This window comes from Caulobacter sp. SRI_014 (genome assembly GCF_057586315.1).
This window is the reverse complement of the sequence record NZ_JBYCZQ010000002.1, coordinates 173,966-197,904: the sequence shown is the minus strand read 5'-3', so window position 1 is coordinate 197,904 and position 23,939 is coordinate 173,966. Positions and strand designations below refer to the sequence as shown.

At 68.1% G+C, this 23,939-nt stretch carries 28 protein-coding genes; 15 read left to right on the top strand and 13 right to left on the bottom strand.

Translation table 11 applies throughout. The annotated features are described in order from the left end of the window. The first annotated feature begins 241 nt into the window (after positions 1-241). The 3 genes from AC2YG9_RS06385 to AC2YG9_RS06375 are packed head-to-tail and all read left to right on the top strand — an operon-like array spanning position 242 to position 1,490. A complete protein-coding gene (locus AC2YG9_RS06385; protein ID WP_487297113.1) occupies positions 242-607 on the top strand; it encodes a hypothetical protein in 366 nt (121 codons plus the stop codon). Then, a complete protein-coding gene (locus tag AC2YG9_RS06380; protein WP_487297112.1) occupies positions 604-1,074 on the top strand; it encodes a GFA family protein in 471 nt (156 codons plus the stop codon). The genes AC2YG9_RS06385 and AC2YG9_RS06380 overlap by 4 nt, the downstream gene beginning before the upstream one ends. 14 nt (positions 1,075-1,088) lie before the next feature. Further along, positions 1,089-1,490, top strand: coding sequence for a hypothetical protein (locus AC2YG9_RS06375; protein ID WP_487297111.1), 402 nt, complete (start codon positions 1,089-1,091; stop codon positions 1,488-1,490). Here the strand turns inward: AC2YG9_RS06375 and AC2YG9_RS06370 are convergent. From AC2YG9_RS06370 to fsa, 3 genes are read right to left on the bottom strand one after another with little or no spacing between them, the layout of a single operon-like run. Beyond that, complete coding sequence (locus AC2YG9_RS06370) at positions 1,487-2,407, bottom strand: tyrosine recombinase XerC (protein ID WP_487297110.1); 921 nt, start codon at positions 2,405-2,407, stop codon at positions 1,487-1,489. The two genes, AC2YG9_RS06375 and AC2YG9_RS06370, sit on opposite strands and share 4 nt — an antisense overlap. Next, positions 2,404-3,087, bottom strand: a complete 684-nt coding sequence (locus AC2YG9_RS06365) for a DUF484 family protein (protein WP_487297109.1) — start codon at positions 3,085-3,087, stop codon at positions 2,404-2,406. Before AC2YG9_RS06365 ends, AC2YG9_RS06370 begins: the two co-directional genes overlap by 4 nt. Positions 3,088-3,102: 15 nt before the next feature. Then, positions 3,103-3,756, bottom strand: a complete 654-nt coding sequence (gene fsa / locus AC2YG9_RS06360; RefSeq protein ID WP_487297108.1) for a fructose-6-phosphate aldolase — start codon at positions 3,754-3,756, stop codon at positions 3,103-3,105. Between the two features lie 57 nt (positions 3,757-3,813). Here fsa and AC2YG9_RS06355 point away from each other — a divergent pair, with 57 nt between their 5' ends. Next, a complete protein-coding gene (locus tag AC2YG9_RS06355; protein ID WP_487297107.1) occupies positions 3,814-5,976 on the top strand; it encodes a primosomal protein N' in 2,163 nt (720 codons plus the stop codon). Between the two features lie 117 nt (positions 5,977-6,093). On the opposite strand, the gene AC2YG9_RS06350 is transcribed toward AC2YG9_RS06355, so the two are convergent. Continuing rightward, positions 6,094-6,498 carry a host attachment family protein gene (locus tag AC2YG9_RS06350; RefSeq protein ID WP_487297106.1) on the bottom strand — a complete coding sequence of 135 codons (405 nt, stop codon included), beginning with the start codon at positions 6,496-6,498 and terminating at the stop codon, positions 6,094-6,096. Between the two features lie 165 nt (positions 6,499-6,663). Further along, complete coding sequence (locus tag AC2YG9_RS06345) at positions 6,664-7,023, bottom strand: hypothetical protein (protein ID WP_487297105.1); 360 nt, start codon at positions 7,021-7,023, stop codon at positions 6,664-6,666. Positions 7,024-7,137: 114 nt separating this feature from the next. Here AC2YG9_RS06345 and AC2YG9_RS06340 point away from each other — a divergent pair, with 114 nt between their 5' ends. Then, a complete protein-coding gene (locus AC2YG9_RS06340) occupies positions 7,138-7,383 on the top strand; it encodes an SDR family oxidoreductase (RefSeq protein ID WP_487297104.1) in 246 nt (81 codons plus the stop codon). 8 nt (positions 7,384-7,391) lie between these two features. On the opposite strand, the gene AC2YG9_RS06335 is transcribed toward AC2YG9_RS06340, so the two are convergent. After that, entirely contained in the window at positions 7,392-8,291 is a 900-nt protein-coding gene (locus AC2YG9_RS06335) for an AraC family transcriptional regulator (protein ID WP_487297103.1), read from the bottom strand. Between the two features lie 164 nt (positions 8,292-8,455). Between AC2YG9_RS06335 and AC2YG9_RS06330 the strand changes: the two genes are divergently transcribed. Beyond that, positions 8,456-9,190 (top strand): SDR family oxidoreductase, encoded by a 735-nt coding sequence (locus tag AC2YG9_RS06330; protein ID WP_487297102.1) that lies wholly within the window; start codon positions 8,456-8,458, stop codon positions 9,188-9,190. A 32-nt stretch (positions 9,191-9,222) separates the two neighbouring features. On the opposite strand, the gene AC2YG9_RS06325 is transcribed toward AC2YG9_RS06330, so the two are convergent. Further along, complete coding sequence (locus AC2YG9_RS06325) at positions 9,223-9,990, bottom strand: TerC family protein (protein ID WP_487297101.1); 768 nt, start codon at positions 9,988-9,990, stop codon at positions 9,223-9,225. 77 nt (positions 9,991-10,067) lie between these two features. Here AC2YG9_RS06325 and AC2YG9_RS06320 point away from each other — a divergent pair, with 77 nt between their 5' ends. The 4 genes from AC2YG9_RS06320 to AC2YG9_RS06305 all read left to right on the top strand — a co-directional run bounded on the left by AC2YG9_RS06320 (position 10,068) and on the right by AC2YG9_RS06305 (position 14,295). Further along, positions 10,068-11,165, top strand: coding sequence for an acyltransferase family protein (locus AC2YG9_RS06320; protein ID WP_487297100.1), 1,098 nt, complete (start codon positions 10,068-10,070; stop codon positions 11,163-11,165). 70 nt (positions 11,166-11,235) lie between these two features. Further along, positions 11,236-11,910 (top strand): CHAP domain-containing protein, encoded by a 675-nt coding sequence (locus AC2YG9_RS06315; RefSeq protein WP_487297099.1) that lies wholly within the window; start codon positions 11,236-11,238, stop codon positions 11,908-11,910. Positions 11,911-12,035: 125 nt separating this feature from the next. Beyond that, the gene (locus AC2YG9_RS06310) at positions 12,036-13,001 is read left to right on the top strand and encodes a magnesium transporter CorA family protein (RefSeq protein ID WP_487297098.1); all 966 of its coding nucleotides are present in this window, start codon (positions 12,036-12,038) and stop codon (positions 12,999-13,001) included. 85 nt (positions 13,002-13,086) lie between these two features. Next, entirely contained in the window at positions 13,087-14,295 is a 1,209-nt protein-coding gene (locus AC2YG9_RS06305; RefSeq protein WP_487297097.1) for a pentapeptide repeat-containing protein, read from the top strand. On the opposite strand, the gene AC2YG9_RS06300 is transcribed toward AC2YG9_RS06305, so the two are convergent. Further along, a complete protein-coding gene (locus AC2YG9_RS06300) occupies positions 14,296-15,171 on the bottom strand; it encodes a crotonase/enoyl-CoA hydratase family protein (RefSeq protein ID WP_487297096.1) in 876 nt (291 codons plus the stop codon). 55 nt (positions 15,172-15,226) lie between these two features. Here AC2YG9_RS06300 and AC2YG9_RS06295 point away from each other — a divergent pair, with 55 nt between their 5' ends. Further along, a complete protein-coding gene (locus AC2YG9_RS06295) occupies positions 15,227-15,436 on the top strand; it encodes a hypothetical protein (RefSeq protein ID WP_487297095.1) in 210 nt (69 codons plus the stop codon). Positions 15,437-15,466: 30 nt separating this feature from the next. Continuing rightward, the gene (locus AC2YG9_RS06290; RefSeq protein WP_487297094.1) at positions 15,467-16,384 is read left to right on the top strand and encodes an alpha/beta fold hydrolase; all 918 of its coding nucleotides are present in this window, start codon (positions 15,467-15,469) and stop codon (positions 16,382-16,384) included. Between the two features lie 34 nt (positions 16,385-16,418). Here the strand turns inward: AC2YG9_RS06290 and AC2YG9_RS06285 are convergent, their stop codons facing one another. From AC2YG9_RS06285 to AC2YG9_RS06265, 5 genes are all read right to left on the bottom strand, one after another. Further along, positions 16,419-17,354: a thioesterase family protein gene (locus AC2YG9_RS06285; RefSeq protein ID WP_487297093.1), complete on the bottom strand. Its 936-nt coding sequence runs from the start codon at positions 17,352-17,354 to the stop codon at positions 16,419-16,421. Further along, complete coding sequence (locus tag AC2YG9_RS06280; protein ID WP_487297092.1) at positions 17,354-17,836, bottom strand: transcriptional repressor; 483 nt, start codon at positions 17,834-17,836, stop codon at positions 17,354-17,356. The genes AC2YG9_RS06285 and AC2YG9_RS06280 overlap by 1 nt, the downstream gene beginning before the upstream one ends. A gap of 40 nt (positions 17,837-17,876) precedes the next feature. Next, positions 17,877-18,470 carry a hypothetical protein gene (locus AC2YG9_RS06275; protein ID WP_487297091.1) on the bottom strand — a complete coding sequence of 198 codons (594 nt, stop codon included), beginning with the start codon at positions 18,468-18,470 and terminating at the stop codon, positions 17,877-17,879. A gap of 95 nt (positions 18,471-18,565) precedes the next feature. Beyond that, positions 18,566-19,612, bottom strand: coding sequence for a 1,9-bis(guanidino)-5-aza-nonane synthase (locus AC2YG9_RS06270; protein ID WP_487297090.1), 1,047 nt, complete (start codon positions 19,610-19,612; stop codon positions 18,566-18,568). Positions 19,613-19,714: 102 nt separating this feature from the next. Beyond that, positions 19,715-20,965 carry a type III PLP-dependent enzyme gene (locus tag AC2YG9_RS06265; protein WP_487297089.1) on the bottom strand — a complete coding sequence of 417 codons (1,251 nt, stop codon included), beginning with the start codon at positions 20,963-20,965 and terminating at the stop codon, positions 19,715-19,717. Between the two features lie 280 nt (positions 20,966-21,245). Here AC2YG9_RS06265 and phnC point away from each other — a divergent pair, with 280 nt between their 5' ends. Genes phnC through phnE form a run of 3 tightly spaced genes read left to right on the top strand, consistent with a single transcriptional unit; the run spans position 21,246 to position 23,891 of the window. Then, positions 21,246-22,040, top strand: a complete 795-nt coding sequence (gene phnC, locus AC2YG9_RS06260; RefSeq protein ID WP_487297088.1) for a phosphonate ABC transporter ATP-binding protein — start codon at positions 21,246-21,248, stop codon at positions 22,038-22,040. Then, on the top strand, positions 22,037-23,038 hold the full coding sequence (gene phnD, locus AC2YG9_RS06255) for a phosphate/phosphite/phosphonate ABC transporter substrate-binding protein (protein ID WP_487297087.1): 1,002 nt from the start codon (positions 22,037-22,039) through the stop codon (positions 23,036-23,038). Before phnC ends, phnD begins: the two co-directional genes overlap by 4 nt. A 31-nt stretch (positions 23,039-23,069) precedes the next feature. Beyond that, positions 23,070-23,891 (top strand): phosphonate ABC transporter, permease protein PhnE, encoded by an 822-nt coding sequence (gene phnE / locus AC2YG9_RS06250; protein ID WP_487297086.1) that lies wholly within the window; start codon positions 23,070-23,072, stop codon positions 23,889-23,891. Positions 23,892-23,939: the final 48 nt, after the last annotated feature.

Here is a 23,939-nt window from a genome sequence, read left to right as displayed (position 1 = left end):
CAGCTGGCCGCGAAGCGGGGCGTAGGCGCCGGGTCATCACCGGCCGTCAACATTTCCCGCCCCGATCTCAACGCGGCGCCAACGCGCGGATCAACCTTTACGGCGGCCGGATCACCCCCAAAGCCAACGCCGACAGGGCCTGCAGAGAAATCGCGCCGTGCTCGCCCTTTTCGGTGTTGGTATAATGGTCCGCGCTTCGATAACGGCCGTCGTCGGCCCGGCGCGTCCTTGGGGGGACATCATGCGCTTCTGGAAAGCCGTCTTCGCCGTCGCCGCCCTGTTCAATCTGGCCGTCGGCCTGCCGCTGTTGATCGCCCCGGCCGCCTTCTACGCGGCGCTGGGCCAGCCGGTGTCCAATGTCCTCAACGCCCAGGTGGCAGGCGCCCTGATCGCCGTGTTCGGCGTCGGCTATGCCATGGTCGCCCGCGATCCCGTCGCCAATCGCGGCATTGTCTGGATGGGGGTGATCGGCAAGACGCCCCTGCCATTGATCTACTGGCTCAACGTCCAGGCCGGTCATGCGCCGATGTCGGGCTTTCCGCTGACCCTGGTCGACCTGGCCTTCGCGGCCCTGTTCCTGACCTTCCTGTTGCGCGCCCGCAAATGAGCAAGGGGTCCGCCGTCCAGTCCGAAGGCGCCTGCGTCTGCGGCGCCGTCCGCTTCGAGATCGACGTTCCCGCCGTCTGGGCCTGGCACGACCACGGCGAGGCCAGCCGCCGGGCCCAGGGCTGCGCCTACGCCACCTATGTCGGAACCTGGAAGAGCCGTTTCCGCTGGCTGGAGGGCGAGGACCAGCTCACCCGCTACGAGGACGAGGCGAACCGCACCACCCGCAGCTTCTGCCGCCGCTGCGGCACGCCGGTGTCCTATGAGAAGGCCCGCTCCCCCCGCTTCATCAACATCCCCCGCAGCCTCTTTCCCGAACGCACGGGCCGCGAGCCGCGCTACCACATGAACCTCACCGAACGCGCCGACTGGACCTACTGGGGCGAGCCGCTTGGCCCGCTGAAGGGCTATCCCGGCGTCATGCGCGAGCGGCCGAGAAAGAAACGGCTCGATCCGGTGAGCGAATGACCAGGAGGACTGCGATGCTTCGAGGATTGGCGATCTGTGGCGCGACGCTGCTGCTCTGCGGCTTTGCCGGCCCGCCGGAGCCCGGTTTCGACAGATGGGGCACTGGCGAGCCGGGGCCGCTGTCCTATCACCGCCTCAGCGGCGACTGTGACACCTTCACCCACCGCCACGGCCGCAACGCCGCCTGGGGCCATTGGCGGATGCCGATGGCCAACCTGAAGCTGTCTGTCGAGGGCGACGACAAGGGCGCGATCCTGAAGGCCCGCTGCCGCGACGGCTCGGCCTGCATAGAGGCAGGGACGCTGCAAAGCCTGCCGAACCGGATCAGCGAGCATGAGATCCCGTTCGGCAGCCGGGCGGCGGCCCAGGCCATGCTTCACAAGGTTGAAGACCTGGACATGGCCTGCACGGCCTAGGCGTGGGGGTGGGCGGCTGAATAGGCCGCCAGCAGGCCCGCCGCGTCGACCTGGGTATAGCGCTGGGTTGTCGACAGGCTGGCGTGGCCCAGCAGTTCCTGAATGACCCTCAGGTCGGCGCCGGCCCCCAGCAGATGGGTGGCGAAGCTGTGGCGCAGGGCGTGGGGCGTGGCGCGGTCGGGCAACCCTAAGCGCCCGCGCAGGATCTGCATGGCGGCCTGAACATGGCGCGGGGACAGGGCCCCACCCCGCTTGGCGATGAACAGGGGATCAGCGCCCGAGGTGGCCCAGGGCAGGGCGGCGAGATAGGCGTCGACCGCCTCGCGCACGACCGGCAGCACGGGCACGATCCGGGTCTTGCCGCCCTTGCCGGTGATGCGGATGGCCTCTCCCAGCGGCGCGTCGGCGCGGGTCAGGCTCAGTCCCTCGGAGATCCGCAGGCCGCAGCCGTAGAGCAGGGTCAGCACCGCCTGGTCGCGCAGGCCCTCCCAGGGATCGCGGTCCGCATCGGCGCCGGCCTCGAGCAGCAGGCCCCGCGCCTGGTCCTCGCTGACCGGCCGCGGGGCGCCGGGACGCACCTTGGGACCGCGCACCAGGGCCAGGCCCGGGCAGGGGACCCCCATCCGCCGGTCGATGAAGGCGTGGAAGGACCGCACTGCCGACAGGGCCTGCGACAGGGAACGGGCGGCCAGCTGCTTGCCGTTCGCCCCCTCCCGCTTGTCGGCCAGCCAGGCGCGGACCTCGGCGGCCGAGACCGTGCCGAGCGTTTCGACGGTGATGGCTTCGCCGCGATGGCGGGCCAGGAAGTTCAGCCAGGAGCCGGCCCCGGCGCGATAGGCCTCAAGCGTCCGGGGCGAGGCCCGCCGTTCGGCGGCCAGATGGGTGATCCAGGTCTCGAGAGCCTGGTCGGCCGTCACAGGACCGGCCAGCGCTCGGCGGTGCGCTCGAACACCCGGCCGAGGAAGTCGACCAGTTCGTGGCCCATATCCTTGGTGAAGCCCTCCGGCTCGGGCGAACCAAAGGCCAGCACGCCCTGGCGGGCCGGCTCCCAGATGGCCAGCCGGACCATGGCCATGGATTTGACGTTGCCGGCCTTGTCGCCGAACAGACCCAGCGCCGGGGCGTGGAAGCCCATCCGGTTCAGCTTCTGCGGTCCAAGAATCAGGTCCACCTGGCCCTCGACCAGCGGATACCAGCCGGCGGGAACCCGCTCGGGCCCTTCCAGCGCCACCGCGGCGCCGGTCAGGCCAAAGCGCAGGGTCGCCACCTCGTCCATCCGGCGCACGAGATCGGAGTGGTTGCGGGCTTCCAGCAGGTCGATGACCGCCGCATGGGTCTGGGCCTGGGCCGAGAAGTTGGCGCGGGCCGTGGCCTCCAGCATCCGCCGGGCCTTCGATTCGCGCTTGGCCGTCGCGGCCACCCGGGCCAGGGCGGCAGGGCCAAAATCAACGAGGTTGGCCGCGTCGAGCCGCAGGCCCAGATCGCTCAGCAGCTCGGGATCGTCGCGCAGCAGGGCGCCGTTTTCCCGGATCAGGTCGCGCAGGGCCGCCAGGTCCGGGGCGCCATCCAGTCTCTTGATCCGCGCCCCGTCCGACATGCTTTGCCTGCTCTTCTAGAGAATGGTCTGGCCCGTTTTGGCCCAGTCGCTCAGGAAGGCTTCTAGACCCTTGTCGGTTAAGGGGTGCTTGAAGAGGGCCTCGAAGACGTTCGGCGGCAGGGTGGCGCAATCGGCCCCGAACTCGGCGCAGCGGGCCACGTGATCGGTGGTGCGCACGGAAGCCGCGAGAATCTCGGTGTCGAAGCCGTAGTTGTCATAGACGGTGCGGATGTCGCCGATCAGGGCGCAGCCGTCGGCCCCGTGGTCGTCGAGCCGGCCGACGAAGGGCGAGACGTAGGTGGCGCCGGCCTTGGCGGCCAGCAGCGCCTGGGCCACCGAGAAGCAGAGGGTGACATTGGTGGCGATGCCGTCGGCGGCAAATGCGGCGCAGGCGATCAGGCCGTTGCGGGTCAGCGGCAGCTTGACCACCACATTGCCTGCGATGTCGGCCAGCTTGCGGCCCTCGGCGATCATGGTGTCGACGTCGGTGGCGACGGCCTCGGCGCTGACAGGCCCCTCGACGAGACCGCAAATCTCGGCGATGACCTCCGCCATGGGACGACCCGACTTGGCGATCAGCGTGGGATTGGTGGTGACCCCGTCCACGAGACCGGTCTTGGCCAGGTCCGCCAGGACGGCGGTGTCGGTGGTGTCGAGGAACAGCTGCATCGTCTTGGGGTCCGTATCGGTGGGTCGGCGGTTCTACACCAAGGCGGCCGGGCGGTCATGAGTCGAATCGCCTCCGTCCTTTTGCCGATGCCGCTGCCCGAGGCCTTCGACTACGCCGAGCCCGAAGGCATGGACCTCGCCGTCGGCGATCAGGTGGCAGCCCCGCTGGGTCCGCGCCTGCTGCGCGGCGTCGTCACCGCCCTGCGAGACGGGACCGGCGGCAACCGGCCCTTGAAGCCCATCGCCCACCGGATCGACGATCCGCCGCTGCCGGCCAGCACCATCGAATTCATCGAATGGGCCGCCCGCTACGCCGCCGACAATCCCGGCTGGCCCCTGGCCATGGCCATGCGCGGCCTGCGGGCGCCCAAGCCCAAGCCCGAGCGGGTCATCGTCCCCACCGGCCTCGAACCCAAACGCCCGACCCCGGCCCGCACCAAGGTCCTCGAAGCCGCCGCTCGCGAAGCTCTGCCCGGCCCGCGGTTGGCCGAGGCGGCCGGCGTCTCCTCCGGCGTCGTCAAAGGCCTGATCGACGAGGGCTGCCTGGCCATCGAGGAGCGCCTGCCCGACCGCACCCCGCCCGACCTCGACCTGTCGCCGCGCGCCGACGCCCTCAACCCCGGCCAGGCCGCCGCCGCCGCCGAATTGATCAAGAAGCTCGACACACACGCCTTCTCCGCCACCCTGCTCGACGGCGTCACCGGCTCGGGCAAGACCGAGGTCTACCTCGAGGCCGCCGCTCATGCGCTCGCTAAAGACCCCGACGCCCAGGTCCTGATCCTGCTGCCCGAGATCGCCCTCACCCAGGCCGTCATCGCCCGGGTGGCGCAACGCTTCGGCGCGCCCCCCGGCGAATGGCACAGCGCCGTCCCCCCGCCCCGCCGCCGCACCCTGTGGGAAGACGTCGCCGCCGGGCGTCAGCGCATCGTCGTCGGCGCCCGCTCGGCCCTGTTCCTGCCCTACCGCAAGCTCGCCCTCATCGTCGTCGATGAGGAGCACGACGGCAGCTACAAGCAGGAGGACGGCTTCATCTATCAGGGCCGCGACCTCGCCGTCGCCCGCGCCCATCTGGAAGGCTGCGCCGTCGTCCTGGCCTCGGCCACGCCCAGTCTCGAAACCCTGTGGAACGCGCAGCAGGGCCGCTACGGCTGGCTGAAATTGACCGCCCGCCACGGCGTCGCCACCCTGCCGGAGGTGACGATGATCGACCTGCGGGAGACCCCGCCCGAGCGCGACCACTGGCTCTCGCCGCCCCTTGTCCAGGCCATGGCCGAAACCTTCGAGCGCGGCGAACAGACCCTCCTGTTCCTCAATCGCCGCGGTTACGCCCCCGTCGTCCTCTGCCGCGCCTGCGGCGAGCGGCTGACCGCGCCCGACACCGACAGCTGGCTGGTCGAGCACCGCTACACCGGCCGGCTGGTCTGCCACCTGACCGGCTTCTCGATGCCCAAGCCCGAGGCCTGCCCCCACTGCGGCGCCAAGGATAGCCTGGTCTCCATTGGCCCCGGCGTCGAACGGGTCGAGGAGGAGGCCAAACGCCTGTTCCCCGAGGCCCGCACCGCCATCTTCTCCTCCGATACCATGCTCAGCAGTCAATCGGCTCGCGAGCTGGTCGAGACCATGGAGCGCGGCGAAATCGACATCCTCGTCGCCACCCAGGCGGCGGCGAAGGGCCACAACTTCCCGAACCTCACCCTGGTCGGCGTCGTCGATGCGGACCTGGGCCTGCGCGGCGGCGACCTGCGCGCCGGCGAGCGCACCTTCCAGCTTCTGGCCCAGGCCGGCGGCCGCGCCGGCCGCGCCGATCGCCCGGGCCGCGTCCTCATGCAGACCTACGCGCCCGACCATCCGGTCATGCAGGCCCTGGCCGCCAACGACCGCGACGGCTTCGTCGAAGCCGAGATGGAGCTTCGCCAGCTGTCTGGTCTGCCGCCCTTCGGCCGCCTCGCCGCGGTCATCCTGTCGGGCCCCGACGCCGCCCAGCTCGAGGCCTTCGCCCAGGACATGGCCCGCGTCGCCCCCAACACCCCCGGCGTGGAAATCTTCGGACCGGCCGACGCCCCCCTCGGCCTGATCCGGGGCCGCCGCCGCAAACGCCTGCTGGTCCGGGCCGACCGCAACGTCGATCTGTCGGCCTACATGGCCGCCTGGAAGGCCCGCGTGAAGCCACGCGGCGCCCTGCGCCTGACCATCGACATCGACCCCTACAGTTTCCTGTAGGTCCTAGAGCATGTCAGGGCGAAGTGTATGCGGTTCGCCCGCCCGGACATGCTCTAAATGTTTGATTCTAGACCCTTTTGATCAGGCTTTGATGCGTACATCAAAACCTGAAAGGGTCTAGGCGGCCGCGATCGCCTTCTCCACGTCGTGCAGCGCGTGGCCGGTCAGGTCCTTGGCGATCTCGCCCACCAGCACGTCGGACAGTTTGGCGTGGTACTGCGGCCGGATCGCCCCGAGCGTCCGGGGGGCGGCGATGATCAGCAGGTGCGAAATCTGTCCCGCCAGCACCTTCCTGTTGAGCAGGGCGACAACGCCGGCCGAGAAGCCGTCCTCCCGGTCCTGCCCGCCGTCAGGGTTGGCCGAGCTGCCATGGCGGCCGGGCGTGGCCCCCTGATGGTCGGCGTCGACCGCCTCATGGGCCAGGGGCTCCAGCTTCAGGCCGGCTTCGTCGCCGGCGTTGCTGAACAGATTGAACTTCTCGCCATCGGCGACGGCGACGGTGGCGCCTTTGGGAAGCTGCATGGAAGGGTTCCGGTTCGGCCACGGGCCGTGGCCTGCAAGCAGGGACATCCCGCGCTCGGCTAGATAGGCCCTCGGGGGCCTCAACGGTTCCGCCCGCCCGGCCATGGGGTCACGATTGCCCCGCCCTGAGGGTCAGGTCTTCCGCTCCGACCTCTGAAGGCCCCGCTAGAAGGCCGGGACCTTCGAGCAGTGCTTGGTGGCGTCGACGATCAACTGGATCGCCATGCTCATCATGTTGCCCTCGGTGCCCGGGGCGGCCTTGTAGCCGTCGTCCTCGCTGAGCGTCTGCGACTTGCTCACCGGATGGGCCTGCATCAGCCGCACCACGACCGCCTTGTCGACATGCTCGCCGTTGAGCCGGACGTAGCGCGAGAAACAGCGGCACTGGTTGGAGTTGATCCCCTCGCGCCGGCACTCCTCATAGACCGGCTTGCCCTCCTCGCCATGCTGGGCGGCGACGGGCGAGCCGGCGGCAACCGGCAGAACCACCAGGGTAGCGGCGAGCAGGGCGGAAATTCTGGACATGGCGGACCTCAAGGCTGAGCCAGCAATCTAGCTGCCGCCCAACCCCTGTCGCCCCCAAACCGGGGGGCGGCCAGGCGGGATTCCTGGCGCCCCGTCGATCAGGGCCGCGCATCCTTGGGCCCAACCTGGGTCCCGCCCTCGAAGAGTGATCGGACCAAAGCGCGTGCAGGTCGGCCAAATGGCGGCACGATCGAGGAGGCCCGGCAGTCGGTTCTCGACAGCCTGGGCGGCATCCCGATCGGGCGCGCGGCCGAGCCCTCCGAGGTCGCCGACCTGATCGCCTACCTTGCTTCCGACCGCGCCGCCGCGGTCCATGGCGCGGAGTTCGTCATCGACGGTGGGACAGTTCCCACGGTCTGACCTCGGGGCTACGCCACCGCGCCGTAGTCCGGCGAGCCGCGCAGCCGGCGGGCGTCCTTCAGCGGGGGCGCGCCATAGAGGCGGCCGTAGTCGCGGCTGAACTGTGAGGGGCTTTCGTAGCCGACTGCGAAGCCCGCGCTGGCGGCATCCATGGCCTCGGCCACCATCATCCGTCGCGCTTCCTGAAGGCGGACACGTGTGCGGTACTGCAGCGGACTGAGCGTCGTGGCGGCCTTGAAGTGGCTGTGGAATGACGAGGGACTCATGCCGACATCGGCGGCGAGACGCTCGATGTTGACGGGGCGAGCGTAGTTGCGGCGCAGCCAGGCGATGGCGCGGCTGACCTTGGCCAGGCGGCTTTCGGCGGTCGCGATGTGGCGGATCATCGGAGCCTGCGCCCCCGAAAGCAGCCGGTAGAGGATTTCCCGCTCGGCAAGCGGGGCCAGGGCGGGGGCGTCTTTCGGCGCATCGAGAAGACGGGCCAGCCGCAGGGCCGCGTCCAGCAGACCCGGCTCCACCTCGCTGACCCCCAGGGCGGGCCCGACCGGCTTCGATGCCGGCTCCGGCGCATCCTGCAGGATCAGCTCGGAGAGTGTCGGCAGGTGGATATCGAGCGCCAGGCAGAGGTATGGCTGCTCGGGGCTGGCATCGAGGATCGAGCCGACCAGTGGCAGGTCGACGGTCACCGCCAGGTACTTCGCCGGGTCGTAGACGAACCTGCGCCCGCCCAGCTCCACCTGCTTGCGCCCCTGGGCGATAATGCACAGCGACGGCTGGTAAACGGCCGGCACGGCCTGTGTCGGCGTGCAGGATCGGATAAGGTTCAGGCGGGGCAGGGCGCTGGCGTGCATGCCGTCCGCCGGCACATGGCGGGCGATGAGCTCGGCGAGTTCGTCGATCTGGCGCATGCCTTAACCTGTCAGTTCCCTCGCGCGAGTGGCAAGGGCGCGCTCGGCAATTTGCAGGATCGTGCAAGAACGACGGAGGGCGGTGCTACCGCCGCCGACGCGGTGTGGGCGACAAGGCTCCAGCGCCGACGACATCCCGTGTCGGCCACAAGGAACCGAAAATCATGTCCCACACCCAAGGCAAAATCGTCGTCATCACCGGGGCGAGCAGCGGCATCGGCGAGGCCACGGCCCGCGGGCTGGCGGCGGCCGGCATGAAGGTCGTCCTCGGCGCTCGCCGCACCGACCGCCTGCAATCCCTCGTCCAGGATATCCGGGCCGCCGGCGGCGAAGCCGAATTCCAGGCGCTGGATGTCGCCGACCGTGCGGCGTTCGAGGCCATCGTCGCCTTCGCCGAGGCGCGTTTCGGCGGCGTCGATGTCCTGGTCAACAACGCCGGCTTGATGCCCCTGTCGCCGCTGGCGGCGCTGAAGACCGACGAATGGGACCGGATGATCGACGTCAACATCCGGGGCGTGCTGAACGGCATCGGCGCGGTCCTGCCACGCTTCCAGGCGCGGGGCGCCGGCCATGTCGTCAACGTCGCCTCGGTCGCGGCCCATGGGGTGTGGCCGACGACGGCGGTCTATTCGGCCACCAAGGCGGCGGTCTGGAACATCACCGAGGGATTGCGCCAGGAGCATCCGGAGATTCGCACGACCATCATCTCGCCCGGCGTGGTGGAGAGCGAACTGGCCGCGACGATCACCGATCCCGACACCGCCGCCTATATCCACCAGGCGCGCCAGGTCGCCCTCAAGCCCGACGTCATCGCCCAGGCCATCCGATATGCGATCGAGCAACCCGCAGACGTCGCCGTCAACGAGATGATCGTGCGCCCCATGGGCGGGGCGTTCTAAAGGCGAGGCCGGGCGGTGTGGGAGGCAGCCCCCTAGTGCAGCGTCTCCTCCGGCGGCTTGTTCCGCTTCGCCGCCCGGGCCCGGCTCCACATGTTCAGGGCCTCCACCCCGGCCGAGAAGGCCATGGCCGCGTAGATGTAGCCCTTGGGCACATGCATGCCGAAGCCGTCGGCGATCAGCACCATGCCGATCATCAGCAGGAAGCCGAGCGCCAGCATCACCACCGTCGGGTTCTTGTTGATGAAGTTGCCCAGCGGGTCGGCGGCCAGCAGCATGACGGTGATCGAAACCAGCACGGCGACGACCATGATCGGCAGGTGCTCTGTCATGCCGACCGCGGTCAGGATGCTGTCGATCGAGAAGACCAGGTCGAGCAGGACGATCTGGAAGATGGCCGAGCCGACGTTGGTGATGACCACGTCGGTCTTGTCGAGCACCCCGCCGTTTTCCGGGGCCGGGTCGACCGTGTGGTGGATCTCCTTGGTCGCCTTCCACATCAGGAACAGGCCGCCGCCGATCAGGATCAGGTCCTTCCAGCTGAACTCGTTGCCGAACAGGGTGAAGACCGGCTGAACCAGGCCGACGATCCAGGCGATGGTCGACAGCAGGATCAGCCGCATGACCAGGGCCAGGCCGATGCCCAGGCGGCGCACCTTCTGGCGGTTGGCCTCTGGCAACTTGTTCGAGAGGATCGAGATGAAGATGAGGTTGTCGATCCCGAGGACGACCTCCATCACGATGAGGGTGACCAGCGCCGCCCAGGCCGCCGGATCCGTCAGAAGTTGTGCAATCCCGTCCACGTTCGGTCTCAAGCCTCCCTAAACCTTCGTCAGGCATACTTAGGATCGACCGCGACGAATGGAAGCACCTGCGTACCATGAATGATGCCGCCCACATCAAACCGCTGACTGCGCTGCGCTTCTTCGCCGCCATGTGGGTGGTGCTCTACCACTACTGGCCCAACCTCCAGGTCGGGATCAGCCCGGCGCTCGTGGAGAAGGGCTACCTGGGGGTCGAGCTGTTCTTCACCCTGTCGGGCTTCATCCTCTGCCACGTCTATCTGGAGAGCTTCGGCGAGGGGCGGTTCAAATACGGCCCCTTCCTGTGGAACCGGCTGGCGCGGGTCTACCCGCTGCACCTGGCCACCCTGCTCGGCGTCGCGGCGCTGGGCATCGGGGCCACCGTCGCCGGCTTCAGCATCGACGCCAACATCCTCAGCTGGGAATCCCTGCCGGCCAACCTGCTGCTGCTGCAGGCCTGGGGCGCCGCCCCGCAGGCGGCCTTCAACCACCCCAGCTGGTCGATCTCGGCCGAGTGGTTCGCCTACCTGACCTTTCCGGTCTTCGCCTGGGCGTCGTGGAAGCTGCGCCACCGCGCCTGGCTCGGCGCCGCCCTGGCGCTCGGCTTTATGGCCGTCCTCTACCCAGTCTACAGCGCCCTCACTGGCAAGAGCCTGACCGAGGCCACCATCCACTGGGGCGCCCTGCGCATCGTTCCCTGCTTCGCCCTGGGCTGCGCCATGCACGGTCTGTGGAGGGCCGGAGCGGTCAAAAGCCTGCGGACGGCGGCCGTGGGCGCCGCTTTTATGGGCGCCGGCGCCCTGATGGCGGCGGTGTCGGGGGCGCCGGACCTGCTGGCCGTGGCCGGTTTCGGGGGTCTGATCCTGTGTCTGGCGGGCATGGCGGAGCATGGTTCGCGATTCGCCAGCGGCCAAAGCTTCGTTTATCTCGGTGAGATCAGCTATTCCGTCTATATGATTTGCGTGCCCTGGAAGCTTCTGTTTGTGAATGCAGCAACAAAGCTGTTGAATACAGCAGACGATCGACTGCCATGGTACATCTGGTTGCTGTTCATCGCCTCCGTGGTTCCATTGGCGGCGGCCAGCTATCACCTGATCGAGCGCCCGGCCCGCGCCCGCATGAAGCTCATGCTCGATTCATGGGCCAAAAGACGATCTGTCGCGCCCGCGACGTGAAAAGACTCTTTTCATTCCCCTGTGAGATGACTAAGCGTTACCGATCGTTTCCACGGGGGAGCATCCCAGCATGCGTTCACGGGCTCGGACCGTTCTCGGATCTTTGACTGCTGCTCTGATGATCAGCCTGATCCCCGCGGTCTCGTCCGCTGAAACCTACTGGCAGTGCGTGCCCTTCGCCCGTCTCCTGTCGGGCATCCAGATCTTCGGCGACGCCCACACCTGGTGGGGCCAGGCCGTCCAGCGCTACCAGACCGGCAGCACCCCGCAGATGGGCGCCGTGCTCAGCTTCAAGGCCACCGCCCGCATGCGGCTCGGCCACGTGGCCGTCGTCAGCCGCGTCCTGACCGACCGCGTCATCCAGATCACCCACGCCAACTGGTCGGCCATCGGCGGGGCCCGCGGCAAGGTCGAGAAGGACGTCACCGTCGTCGACGTCTCGCCGGGCGGCGACTGGACCCAGGTCAAGGTCTGGTACGACCCGATCCGCGATCTGGGCACCAGCGTCTACCCGACCCACGGCTTCATCTACCCCGACGGCCAGGCCAAGAAGCTGGCCCAGGCCTCCGGCCGCTTCGCCCTCGCCCAGGACACCGCCACCCTGGTGGCCAACAGCGCCGCCGGCCATGTGGTCGGTTCGGTCCGCCAGGGCGCCTCGCCGCTGGGCATCCTCAACAAGGCGGCCGAGACCACCGACAACATCGCCGACCTGATCCAGAAGGCGACCGGCGGCGACAAGAAGTAAGGCCCGGACAGGGTTCCAAGTGTCAGAGGGCCGGTGGAAACACCGGCCCTTTTGCGTTGCGCGCGTTGACGCCATGCCCGGGCCGCGCCATCCCTTGGACCCTTTAGTTGTCCGGGACCCCCTGCATGATCCGACTGCTTCAGCGTGACGCCCAGGCGGTGGAGGAGGTCGTCCCGGGCGAGGGCTGGGTCCTGCCGCCCGACACCATCTGGATCGACCTGGTCGATCCGACCCGCGAGGAAGAGGTCCTCATCGAGCAGCAGCTCAAGCTGGAACTGCCGACCCGCGAGGACATGAGCGAGATCGAGGCGTCGTCGCGCCTCTACCGCGAGGGGAACGCCACCTACCTGACCGTCGAGGTGATCACCGGGGCGGCGGCCGAGGCGCCGCGCCTGGCGCCGGTGACCTTCGTGCTGGTCAAGGACCGGCTGATCACCATCCGCTATGCCCACCCCCGCGCCTTCACCCTGTTCGAAGCCACCTTGGCCGAGCGCGGCGGCGCCCTGTGCGCCGCCGGCGAGGCCGTGTTCCTGGGGCTGCTCGACGCCATCGTCGACCGGGTGGCCGACATCCTCGAGGCCGCCTCCGATCAGGTCGAGGCTCTCTCCAACCACATCTTCGAGCGGCCCCGGAAGACCGCCCGCTTCGAGATCATCCTCGGCAAGCTCGGCCGCTGGCGGGGGATCACGGCCAAGGTCCGCAACAGCCTGATCAGCCTTTCGCGCCTGCTGGTCTACGCCCAGGTCTCGCCCTTCATCGCCGAGGGCGAGGACGAAGAGGTGCGCCTCAAGTCGATGCAGCGCGACGTCGCCAGCCTGACCGACCATGCCGGTCACCTGTCGGGTGACATCACCTTCCTGCTCGACGCCACGCTGGGCATGATCAACATCGAGCAGAACGGCATCATCAAGTTCTTCTCGGTCGCCGCCGTGATCTTCCTGCCGCCAACCCTGGTGGCCAGCTATTTCGGCATGAACTTCGAACATATGGCCGAGTTCAAGCTGCCCTGGGGCGAGCCACTCGCGCTGGGTATCATGGTCGTCTCGGTGGTGCTTCCGATGCTCTGGTTCAGGCGCAAGGGTTGGTTCTGAGACGCTCGGGAGTCTCGACCTAAAACGAGGATTTCAGGTCAAATCTCACCCTTCCTTAAGGGCGCCGGACCAAGATCGGCGTTCGATGTCCGCCGAACCGAACCTGCTCCGCGCCCTGGAACACGCCAGCCTCAAGCAGACGCTTGAAGCGCATGCGCGCTTCCTCGCCGGCCGGCCGGGCGGCAAGCGGGCCAACCTGGCCCATGCCGACCTCAGCAACGTCATGCTCGAGGGGGTCAACCTTTCCGACGCCGAGCTGACGGGCGCGCGGCTGAGCGGCGCCAGCCTGATGGGGGGCAACCTGTCCCGGGCAGTGCTGTTCGGGGCCGACCTGCGTGACGCCGACCTGCGGAGCGTCAACCTGACCAAGGCTGACCTGCGCGGCGTCTGCCTGCGCGGCGCCAACCTTTCCCTTGCCAACCTGATGGGCGCCGACCTGCGCGAAGGCCGCATCGCCATGCAGGACAGCGCCCAGGGGTTCCGCATCCTGACCCACGACGCCAGGCCGGGTGACCTGAAGTACGCCGTCGTGGCCGGGACCAATCTGGAGGGCGCCCAGGTTTCCGACGTCTCCCGCTCGGCCGACCTCACCGACGCCATCCTGGCCGGGGCCCAGCTGGGCGGGGCGCGGCTGGTAAAGGCCCTGCTCGACGGGGCCGACATGTCGGGCGCCGAGATGTTCAATGCCGACATGCAGGGCGCTTCGCTCAAGCGCGCCGTGCTGGCCGGCGTAGACACCTCGACGGTCAATCTCGCCGCGGCCGACCTCTCCGATGTGCTGCGCGCGCCGCCGCCGATCGTCTACATCGATGACGAGCCGCTGGGCGATGTGCTGGCCGACCACGAGCGCTACTGCGCCACCCATGGGGCCGGGGGCCGGGCGGCCAGGCTCTCCCGTGTCGACTTCCGCTCCCTGCGCCAGCTGCGGCGGCGGGTGATGACCGGCATCCACGCCCCGGGCTCGGTCTTCTTCGGCATGGACATGGAAGGCGCGCAGCTGCAGGGCAGCGACCTCTCCGGGGCCGATCTGCGCGGCGCCAACCTGCGCGGCGCCGATCTGCGCGGGGTCAAGCTGGTCGATGCCCGCCTCGACCGCGTCGACCTGCGCGGCGCCCATCTTGGGCCCCTGCTGATCGCCGAGGGCCGCCACCTGCGCAGCAACCTGACCCGCGCTGTCCTGCGCCAGGCCGACCTGCGCGACGCCAAGGCCCAGCGGGTCCGCCTGCTGGAAGCGGACCTGACGGGCGCGAAGCTGGCCGGCGCCGACCTGACCGGCGCCGAGCGCGAGTTCTAGTTACATCCCCCGCCGCAGCGGGATCAGGTCCGGGAAGTCCGTATCCCGTTTCTCGGCCTTGGCCTTGAAGGCCTCCGCCATGTGGGCGCCGCTGAACATGCCCGTCTGCCACACGGCGATGTAGTCCAGCGCATCCTTGATCGTGTGGTCGCGGGCGTAGTTGATCATCACCTTGCTGCCGGCCACGGCCAGCGGCGATTTCGAAGCGATCTCCTTCGCCGTCGCCAGGGCGTGCTCGACGCATTGCTCGTGGGTCTCGAACACCTCGTTGACCAGGCCGATCGCTTGCGCCTTGTGGGCCGGCAGACGGCGGCCGGTATAGGCCAGCTCACGCACCCAGCCCTCGGGGATCAGCTTGCACAGGCGCGGGAAGGTGCCGACGTCGGCGGTCATGCCGATGTTGATCTCCTGGATCACGAAGAAGGCGTCCGCCGTGCAGTAGCGGATGTCCGCCGAGCTGGTCAGATCGACCGCCCCGCCGACGCAGCCGCCCTGGATCGCCGCGATCACCGGCATCCGCGCCTCGTCCAGGCAGGAGATGACGTCCTGCAGGTGATGCACGTGATAGCGGAAGCTCTCGCCGGCGTTCTCCTTGTCGGCCGGCTTCATGCCGGTGGTCGATCCGCCGCCGCCGAACACGGCCAGATCCATGCCGGCGCAGAAATGCTTGCCGGTCGAGCTGAGCACGATTGCGCGGGCCCGGGCGTTGTCGCTGATGTCCTTCACGATCACCGGCAGCTCGTTCCAGAAAGCCCGGACCATGGTGTTGTACTCGTCCGGCCGCTTGAGCTGGATGTGGGCGACCCCGCCCTCGATAGAGACGGCGAAGCAGGTCCAGTCGGTGGTGGTCGCATCGACCGGGGCGTGGGCGTTCATGGCGTTCTCTCCCTTTGCCGCTATCCTAAACCGACTGACGCCGGGAAAACCAAGCATGGCGAGCGAATACGATTCGGCGGCGACGCCCTGGTCGGTGATGGCGGGGCTGCACGCCATGTTCCGCGAAGACGTCGGGACCGCCGAGGAGGCGCTGGCGCTGATGCGCGACCTGGAACAGCAGGGGTGGAAGTGGGTCGCGGTGAACGGTCCTGAAGGGCGGCAGTTCACGCCTTCGCAACTCGCCGACTACCTTTCGCCATACTAAGGACCTTGCGTGACGCAGGGGCGCTCGGCCATGACCGTTCCGATGAGCAACGATCCCGCGCCCCCTGGACCTGAGTTCCGCCGCCGCCGCATTCCGATCCAGAGCCCGACCGGCGACGGGACCATGGCGGCCATCGAGATGGGTCCCGAAGACCGGCCGATCGATCTGGTCTTCTGCCACGCCAACGGCTTCAACGCCCTGACCTACCGCCGGCTGCTCAGCCCGGTGGCCGACGCCGGGAACCGCATCCTGGCGATCGACATGCGCGGCCATGGCCTGAGCGAGCTGGAGGCCGACCCCGGCGATGGCCACAGTTCCTGGCTCGGCTACCGCGACGATCTGATCGGCCTCCTGGAGACCCTGGACGCCCCGCCGCGCCTGGTCGCCGGCCATTCGATGGGCGGCACGTCCGGCCTGCTGGCCGCCGGCCTGCGGCCCGAGCTGGTTCCGCGGCTGGTGCTGCTCGATCCGGTGGTCATGAAGGAGGGCCTGGCCGAAAGCTTCGGGCCCGACGGCATGAAGAACTCGCCGCTGGCCGTCGGCGCCCGCCGTCGGCGCAACGCCTTCGACAGCCGCGAGGGGGCCTACAACGCCTACCTCGGCCGCGGCGCCCTCCGCACCTGGCCGCCGGAAATGCTGGCCGACTACCTGGCCGACGGCCTGACCGACAATGGCGAAGGTGGTTTGAGGCTGTCCTGCGCGCCTGAGTGGGAATCGGCCAACTTCGCGGCCCACTTCCACAATCCCTGGGTCGCCTTCCACGCCTCCCGCTGCCCCATCCGCATCCTGCGGGCGGAAGAGGGCTCGACCTGCAATGTCCTGGATCGGCTGGATGAGCTGACGGGGACGGGCCGCATCACGGTGGAGACGATCCCCGGCACGACCCACTTCCTGCCGATGGAGGTTCCGGACCTGGCGCGGGCCGCGCTGCTCGAGGCGCTGAAGTAACAGGCCCTTCTCCCGACAAGCGGGAGGGGGGATTTCAGAGCGCGAGGCCCGCCGTTGCGGTCTTCATCATCGCGTCACGCGCCGCATCCTCGATGGCAACCGCTTTGCGGGCGTCCAGATCAAACGTGATCGCCACCGCCTCGCTCGTCCCCCAGACCTTGCCGCTCTCGGGATCCAGCATCCAGTGGACCAGGCGCATGGTCCGCCTGTCGACGCCGACGAGGCCCGAGCGCAGTTCGAAGCGTTCACCGGCCCGCGGCCAGTCCAGCTGCACCAGTCGATACTCAAGCACCGCGCCGCCAGTGCGGGCCGGCTTGTCCGGTGCGTTGTCGGCGACGATGGCTCGCAGGGGGCCAACCAACCCGCCGATCCCGTCCGACACCCGGCCGATGAACAGCTCCGGACGCATGCGGCCGAAGACGTCTGTTTCCTGCGGCGAGATGGCCCCAAGGCCAATGCGCAGCAGGCCCAGCTCATCGGCGCGGGCCAGGCTGCCGGTCGTTTCCACCGGGTCGAGGGCCACGCTGCGGGACTGCGCCTTGTCCGGCACGGCCATGGTCAGGTCGGCGGCCAGCGCCCTCGTGCGGTCCGACCAAGGGAAGGCGGTTCCCTCTCGGGGCGTGGCGTGGGTGACCACCGTCTGAAAGCTGGCGGCGATGTCACCGCTGCCCGAATGGATCAGTAGCTGGACGAAGCGGGCCTCGCTCTCGCCCATCTCGACCACGCCGCCGACCATGTGCAGGGCGGCGCCGGCGTGGGCTTCCTTGAGAAAGCGGATGTGCTGCTCACGGACCAGCAAGGTCGAGGTGGCGTCGGCACAGAAGGCCTCGGGCATGCCGATCAGGGCCGCCAGGGTGGCCAGACCCTCGACGGCCTTGGCGACGTAGAAGCGCACATTCATGTGCCCCATCTCGTCGCATTCCCAGGTGTTGACGCCGCCGCGCCAGAGTTCCGCCCCCTCGAAACCCATCAGGCGGCGCAATCCGCGCAGAGGCCGTGGGCCTCGATGGTCACCGACTGGACGGTGAAGCCCGGCGCCTTCGCGGCCGTCTCGATGCTGTCCAGAACGGCCGGGTCGATCTCGCGGGTCGCGCCGCAGCAGTCGCAGATCAGGAAGGCGGCGGCATGGTTGTCGGCCTCCTCGCTGGCCGAGTGGCGGCAGGCGACATAGGCGTTGAGGCTCTCGATGCGGTGGGCGAAGCCCTGTTTCGACAGGAACTCCAGGGCCCGGTAGACGGTCGGCGGCTTGGCCGGGGCCCCGTCGGCGAAGGTGGCGATCAGGTCATAGGCCTTCACCGGCTGGCCGGCCTCGAGCAACTGTTCGAGCACCCGGCGGCGCGGCGGGGTCAGCTTCTGCCCGGCCCCGGCGCAGCGCGCATCGGCGGCGGTCAGCTCGGCGTTCAGGGCGCCGCCGCTCAGGCCGTGGCTGTGATGGTCGTGGCCGCAGGACATGGACCCAGAGGTAGCTATCGCCGGGGGCCGGGGCAAGCGGTCAGCCGCCGGTCCGCTTCTTGGGGATGTTGTCGCGCCCCGGAGGCGGCGGCGGCATCGCCTGGACCTCTTCCGCGGCATCCTCGTCCGACCAGGTCAGCTGCACTTCCGAGCCGCTGCCCGAGGGGCTGGCGATGACCTGCATGGCGCCCTTGCCATCGCCGCTGTCGCCGGCGGTCAGCATGCGCACGTTGGCGCCCATCTCCGCGTTCATGGTCACCGGCTTGCCGGCGGCCTTCACCTTGTCTTCGTAGAAGCCGATCACCGCCGCGGGGCTGGCAGTCACCCGGTAGGTGACGCTGCCCCCCTTGCCGACGCCGCTTTCGCCGATGACGCTGGTGAGGACCGTGGAGCCCGGATAGAGCGGCGCATAGGCCGGGGTCGTGACCTTGGAAGCGGCGGCGCCGACCGAGACGGTGGCCCCGTCGGAGGTGACGGTCTGGTCAGGCCCAAGCGGACCGGTCGGGGCGGTCGGGGTCTCCACCCTGGCTTCGGATTCGGCCGGAGTCGGCGTCTCGGAGTCGTCGGCCTTGCCGCAGGCGGCCAGCAAAAGCACCGCCGAGGCGGCGACAAGCGAGAAGCGGATCATGGACATGGAAGCTCCGACGGCAGTGCGCCGACTTAAGCGCCCCCGGGGACCATAAGCAACCGCCGCTCCGGGGGTTCCCGAAGCGGCGGCGGTTGGTGTGGCTATTGGAACAGCTTGTTCCAGCGGCGCTTGGTGCGGTTCTTCCAGGCGCCCCGGTGATAGGCGTCGGAACCGATCAGCGGCACCACGGTGGTGGCCTCGGCGAAGACCATCTGTTCGAAGGTCGTGTCCACCTTGCCCCAGCTGGCGGCCTCTTTCAGGGTCGAGGACGAGCAGGCGCCGTCCCGCACGTCGGCGACGGTGATCTGCACCGCGTACTTGTGCATGTCCGCCTCGACGCCGAGGATTTCGGCGCAGACCACGGTGTCCTGGGCGAAGTTCTTGGGCACCCCGCCACCGACCATGAACAGGCCGGTGGTGCCGGCCGCGATCTTGATATCGGTCAGTTCGCGGAAGTCGGCGATGGCGTCCAGCATCAGGTAGGGCTGCTTGGCGGCCATCCGCTCCTTCTGGTGCTTGACCAGGCCAAAGCCCGCCGAGCTGTCGACGAAGGCCGGGCAGAAGATCGGCACGCCTTCTTCATAGGCGGTCTGGATCAGGCTGCCCGGCTTCTTGGCGTTGCCTTCCGACAGCCACTTGCCGATTTCCCAGATGAACTCCCGGCTGGAATAGCCGCGCGGCTCCAGGCGGTTGGCGATCTCCAGGATGGTGTGGTCGCAGGCCTGGAGCTCTTCCTCGTCGATGTAGGTGTCGTAGATGCGGTCGATGTAGTTCTCGCGCAGCACGTTGTCGTCGACAGGGCCGGCGGCCTGGTAGTGCTTGAAGCCGAGGGCTTCGAAGAAATCCATGTCGATGATCGAGGCGCCGGTGGCGACGATGGCGTCGACCATGCCGAACTTCACCATGTCGCGGTAGACATGCATGCAGCCGCCGGCCGAAGTCGAGCCGGCCAGGATCAGCCAGGGGCTGCAGTCCGGGTCTTCGATAGCCATCGAGAAGATGTCGGCGGCGCGGGCCGTGTCACGGCTCGAGAAGCTCATCTTGCGCATCGAATCGATGATCGGACGGGCGTCGAAGCTGGTCATGTCGACATGCTCGACGGTGTTGCCGAGCAGCTGGGCTTTCGTATTCGGAACAGGAGCGTTCATCGCTTCAGGTTTCCCTTTGGTTTTGAGCGCCCGTCGACAAAAGCATCCGCAGGCCCGGACGGAGCGACGGGCCTGCGGCATAATGATTGGGTACTAAACGGCTTACTTGCGCCGACGTTTCCTGCCCTTGGGGCGTGACAGCCGCACGACATTGCTCGCCTGTTTGGGAGCCGGGATCGAGCGACGGGCCAGACCGAACATCGAAGCCATCGGAGCGTCGGTCACTTCAACCATCTCGGTCTCGCCGAAACCGTTGAAGCGGGTGGTCATGGCGACGCCATAGGCGCCGAGCATGCCGATCTCGATGAAGTCGCCTTCCTGGATGTCGGCCGGCAGGTAGAAGGGGCCGGGCATGTGGTCCAGGGAGTCGCAGGTCGGGCCGTAGAAACGGAAAGGCTTCAGATCGCCTTCCACCTCCTGGGCGGTCTCGCCTTCGCCGCGGTAGAGCTTGACCGGGAAGGGCCATTTGACGTGCGCCGCGTCGAACAGCGAGCCGTAGCTGCCGTCGTTGAGGTAAAGCGCCTCGCCCTTGCGGAGCTCGACACGGGTGAGCAGCGACGTCGACTCGGCGACCAGCGCCCGGCCGGGTTCACACCACAGCTCGGTCGTCTCCGACACCGGCATCTCGTTGAAGCCGCGTTCGATGGCCGCGAAATAGTCGTCCATGTCCGGCGGGATCATGCCGGGATAGATCGACGGGAAGCCGCCGCCCACGTCCACGACGTCGGCGAAGACACCGGCGCGGACCAGCGATCGGCCGACCTGGGCCATGGCGGCCTGGTAGGCGGTCGGGCGCATGCACTGGCTGCCGACGTGGAAGGAGACGCCCATCAGCTCAGCTGTCGCCTGACGGGCGGCCAGGAGAAGGCTGGGAGCCTCGAAGCTGTTGACCCCGAACTTGCCCGACAGGCTGAAGTTGGCGCCTTCCGCATCGACCGCCATGCGGACGATGAGGTTCAGGTCGCGCGCCCCGCCGGTGGCGTCGATGATCTTGGCCAGCTCTTCGTGGGTGTCGAGCGCAAAGGTGCGCACGCCGTAGTCGAAATAGGCCTGGGAGATCGCCCGGCGGCTCTTCACGGGATGCATGAAGGCCATCTGGGCGCCGGGCGCATGTTCGGCCACGAGCGCGATCTCGGGGATCGACGCCACGTCGAACTTGGTGACGCCGTTAGCGACGAGCGTTTCGATCACCCACGGCGAAGGGTTTGCCTTCACAGCGTAGAGGACGTCACCCTTGAACTTCGTCTGGAACCAGCGCGCTGCTGCAGCTACGGCATCGCGTCGCACGAGTGCGACAGGATGTTCCGGAGACCGCTCGCGGACCAGGTCCAGGGGAGTATGGTACGTGTGCAATTCACGTAGCCCCCTGTTAGCAGTTAAACCCAGGCCGGCGTTAGCAGCGTAGTTGGACACGGGGTCCGCCGGAGCCGCGCGATATGAGGCAATCGGACCCCCCTGTAAAGTGGTTTTTGTACCCCCCGCCGACACCGGGCGCTGCCTGACGCCGCAAGGGGTGGCGCGAAACGCCGTAGATCGCCCCACAGAGTCCGCAAGGTTGCGGAAACCCTGCCAGATAGCGTAACGCTTCAGGGTAATTTTCCCCGCGTGGCAACCGCCCGCCCAGAAGAGACACATGACGCAAGACGCCGTTCTCCAGGTCCGGGGAGTCTCCAAGACCTTCGGCAAGCGCCGCGCCCTCGATGGCGTGTCGCTGGACGTAGACAAGGGCGAGATGGTCGCCCTGATCGGACCCTCGGGTTCGGGCAAGTCCACCCTGCTGCGCTCGATCGACGGGCTGCAGACCATCGACGGTCCGGCTGGAACCATCACCGCCTTCGGCACGACCACGCAATCCAAGGGCAAGGTGGGCGACAAGGTCCGCGACGCCCGCATCCGCATCGGCTTCATCGCCCAGCAGTTCAATCTTGTCGGCCGCCTGAGCCTGTTCACCAACGTGGCGCTGGGCTCGCTTGGCCGCATTGGCTACCTGCAAGGCCTGTTCGGCCGCTGGCCGGAGGAAACCAAGGTCGCGGCCATGCAGGCCCTGCACCGCGTGGGCATCGCCGACTACGCCGGTCAACGCGCCAACACCCTGTCGGGCGGCCAGCAGCAGCGCGGCGCCATCGCCCGGGCCCTGGTCCAGAAGGCCAAGGTCATCCTGGCCGACGAGCCGGTCGCCTCGCTCGATCCGGTGGCGGCCCGCAAGGTCATGGAAATCCTTCGCGAGCTGAACCGCCAGGACGGCCTGACCGTCATCGTCACCCTGCACCAGGTCGATTACGCCATGCGCTACTGCGACCGCGTCGTCGCCCTCAAGGCCGGAAAGGTCGTCTACGACGGCCCGCCGTCCGGCCTGCAGAAGCCCAAGCTTGTTGAAATCTACGGCCCGGAATTCGAGGACGTTTTCTGGGAAGGAGCTCCGCAATGATCCCCCGCCGCCTGTTCATCGGCCTGGCCGCCACGGCCGCCCTGGCGCTGACCGCCTGTGGCGGCGGCGCCCAGGACAAGCCCAAGAACGAGATCACCTTCTCCATCCTGTCGACCGAGAAGTCGCAGAACATGGAGACCTACTGGGCTCCGATCCTGGCCGACATGGAGAAGTCCACCGGCCTGAAAGTGAAGCCCTTCTTCTCGTCCAGCTACAGCGCCCTGATCGAGGCCATGCGCTTCAAGCAGACCGATCTCGGCTGGTTCTCCAACCAGTCGGGCCTGGAGGCCGTGCGCCGGTCGAACGGCGAGGTCTTCGCCCGCACCTTCGATCCTTCCGGTACGGACGGCTACACCTCGGTGATCATCGTCCCCAAGGACAGCCCGATCCAGACCCTCGACGACCTCCTGAAATGCGACAAGACGCTGAACTTCGGCATGGGCGACAAGAAGTCGACCAGCGGCACTCTGGCCCCGATGACCGAGGTCTTCATCCCGCGCGGCATCAAGCCGGAGAACTGCTTCAAGACCGTGCTGACCGCCAACCACCAGTCGAACCTGTTTGCCGTGGCCAACAAGCGGCTCGACGCGGCGACCAACAACTCGACCGCCATTCGCCTGAACAAGGACCGCAACGAAGGCCAGGGCGATCAGGTCCGGGTCATCTGGACCTCGCCGATTCTCCCGGAGGATCCGATCGTCTGGCGCAAGGACCTCGATCCTGCCGTCAAGGAAAAGGTCCGCCAGTTCTTCCTGACCTACGGCCAGGGCGACACCCCGGAGGCCGCCAAACAGCGTGAGAACATGAAGAAGCTGTCGATCGGCGGCTTCAAGCCGGCCGACGCCAGCCACCTGCTGTTTGTCCGCAAGATGGAGGCCATGGAGCAGCTGGGGCTGGCCAAGGAAGCCGGCGACAAGGCCAAGATCGACGCGGCGACCAAGTCCATCCGGGACATCGAGGCCGAACAGGCCAAGGCCGCCCAGGCGCCGGCGAACTAGGCCTCAAGGCGAAACGAGCGAAACCCCGCCCATGACCCAAGACGCCGCCAATCTGGCCCCGCCGACCCGATCGCTGTCGTCGCGGGCCTTCGACATCGTGATCTGGGGCGGCGTCGCCATCCTGCTGATCATCAGCTTCGGCCCGGCCGAGATCTACAAGTTCCCGCAGCTGTTCGGCTCCGAGGGGATGCAGCAGTTCGTGGCCGGGTTCTTCTCGCCCTTCATCCCGGGCCACGAGAACTTCCTCAAGGCCGACTGGGCCCTCTACATCCGCAAGATGTGGGAGACGATCCAGATGGCCCTGTGGGGCACCTTCCTGGCCATCCTCGTCGCTATTCCGTTCGGCCTGCTGGGCGCGGCCAACATCACCCCGGCCTGGATCCAGCAGCCGGTCCGGCGGATGCTTGACCTGGTCCGTTCGATCCCCGACCTGGTCGTCGCCCTGATCTTCATCACCGCCGTGGGCCTCGGCCCCTTCGCCGGCGTCATGGCCATGATGTTCAACACCGGCGGCGTGCTGGCCAAGCTGTTCGCCGAGGCCGTGGAAGCCACGGACAAGGGGCCTGTCGAGGGTGTTCGCGCCACCGGCGCCGGCCGCCTGGCCGAGATCGTCTGGGGGGTCATCCCGCAGGTCGCGCCGCTGTGGGTCGGCTACGCCCTCTACCGGTTCGAGAGCAACAGCCGATCGGCGACGGTGCTGGGCCTGATCGGGGCTGGCGGCATCGGTCAGGTGCTGCTCGATTCGACCAACAGCTTCGCCTACGACCAGACCGGGGCCATCGTGCTGGTCATCGTCGTGGCCGTGTCGGGCATCGACCTGCTCAGCCAGGCGATCCGCACCCGGTTGCTCTGACCCGCCTTACTCTTTGGGCGGATCATTTTTCGCAGTTTGTCGTCGGAC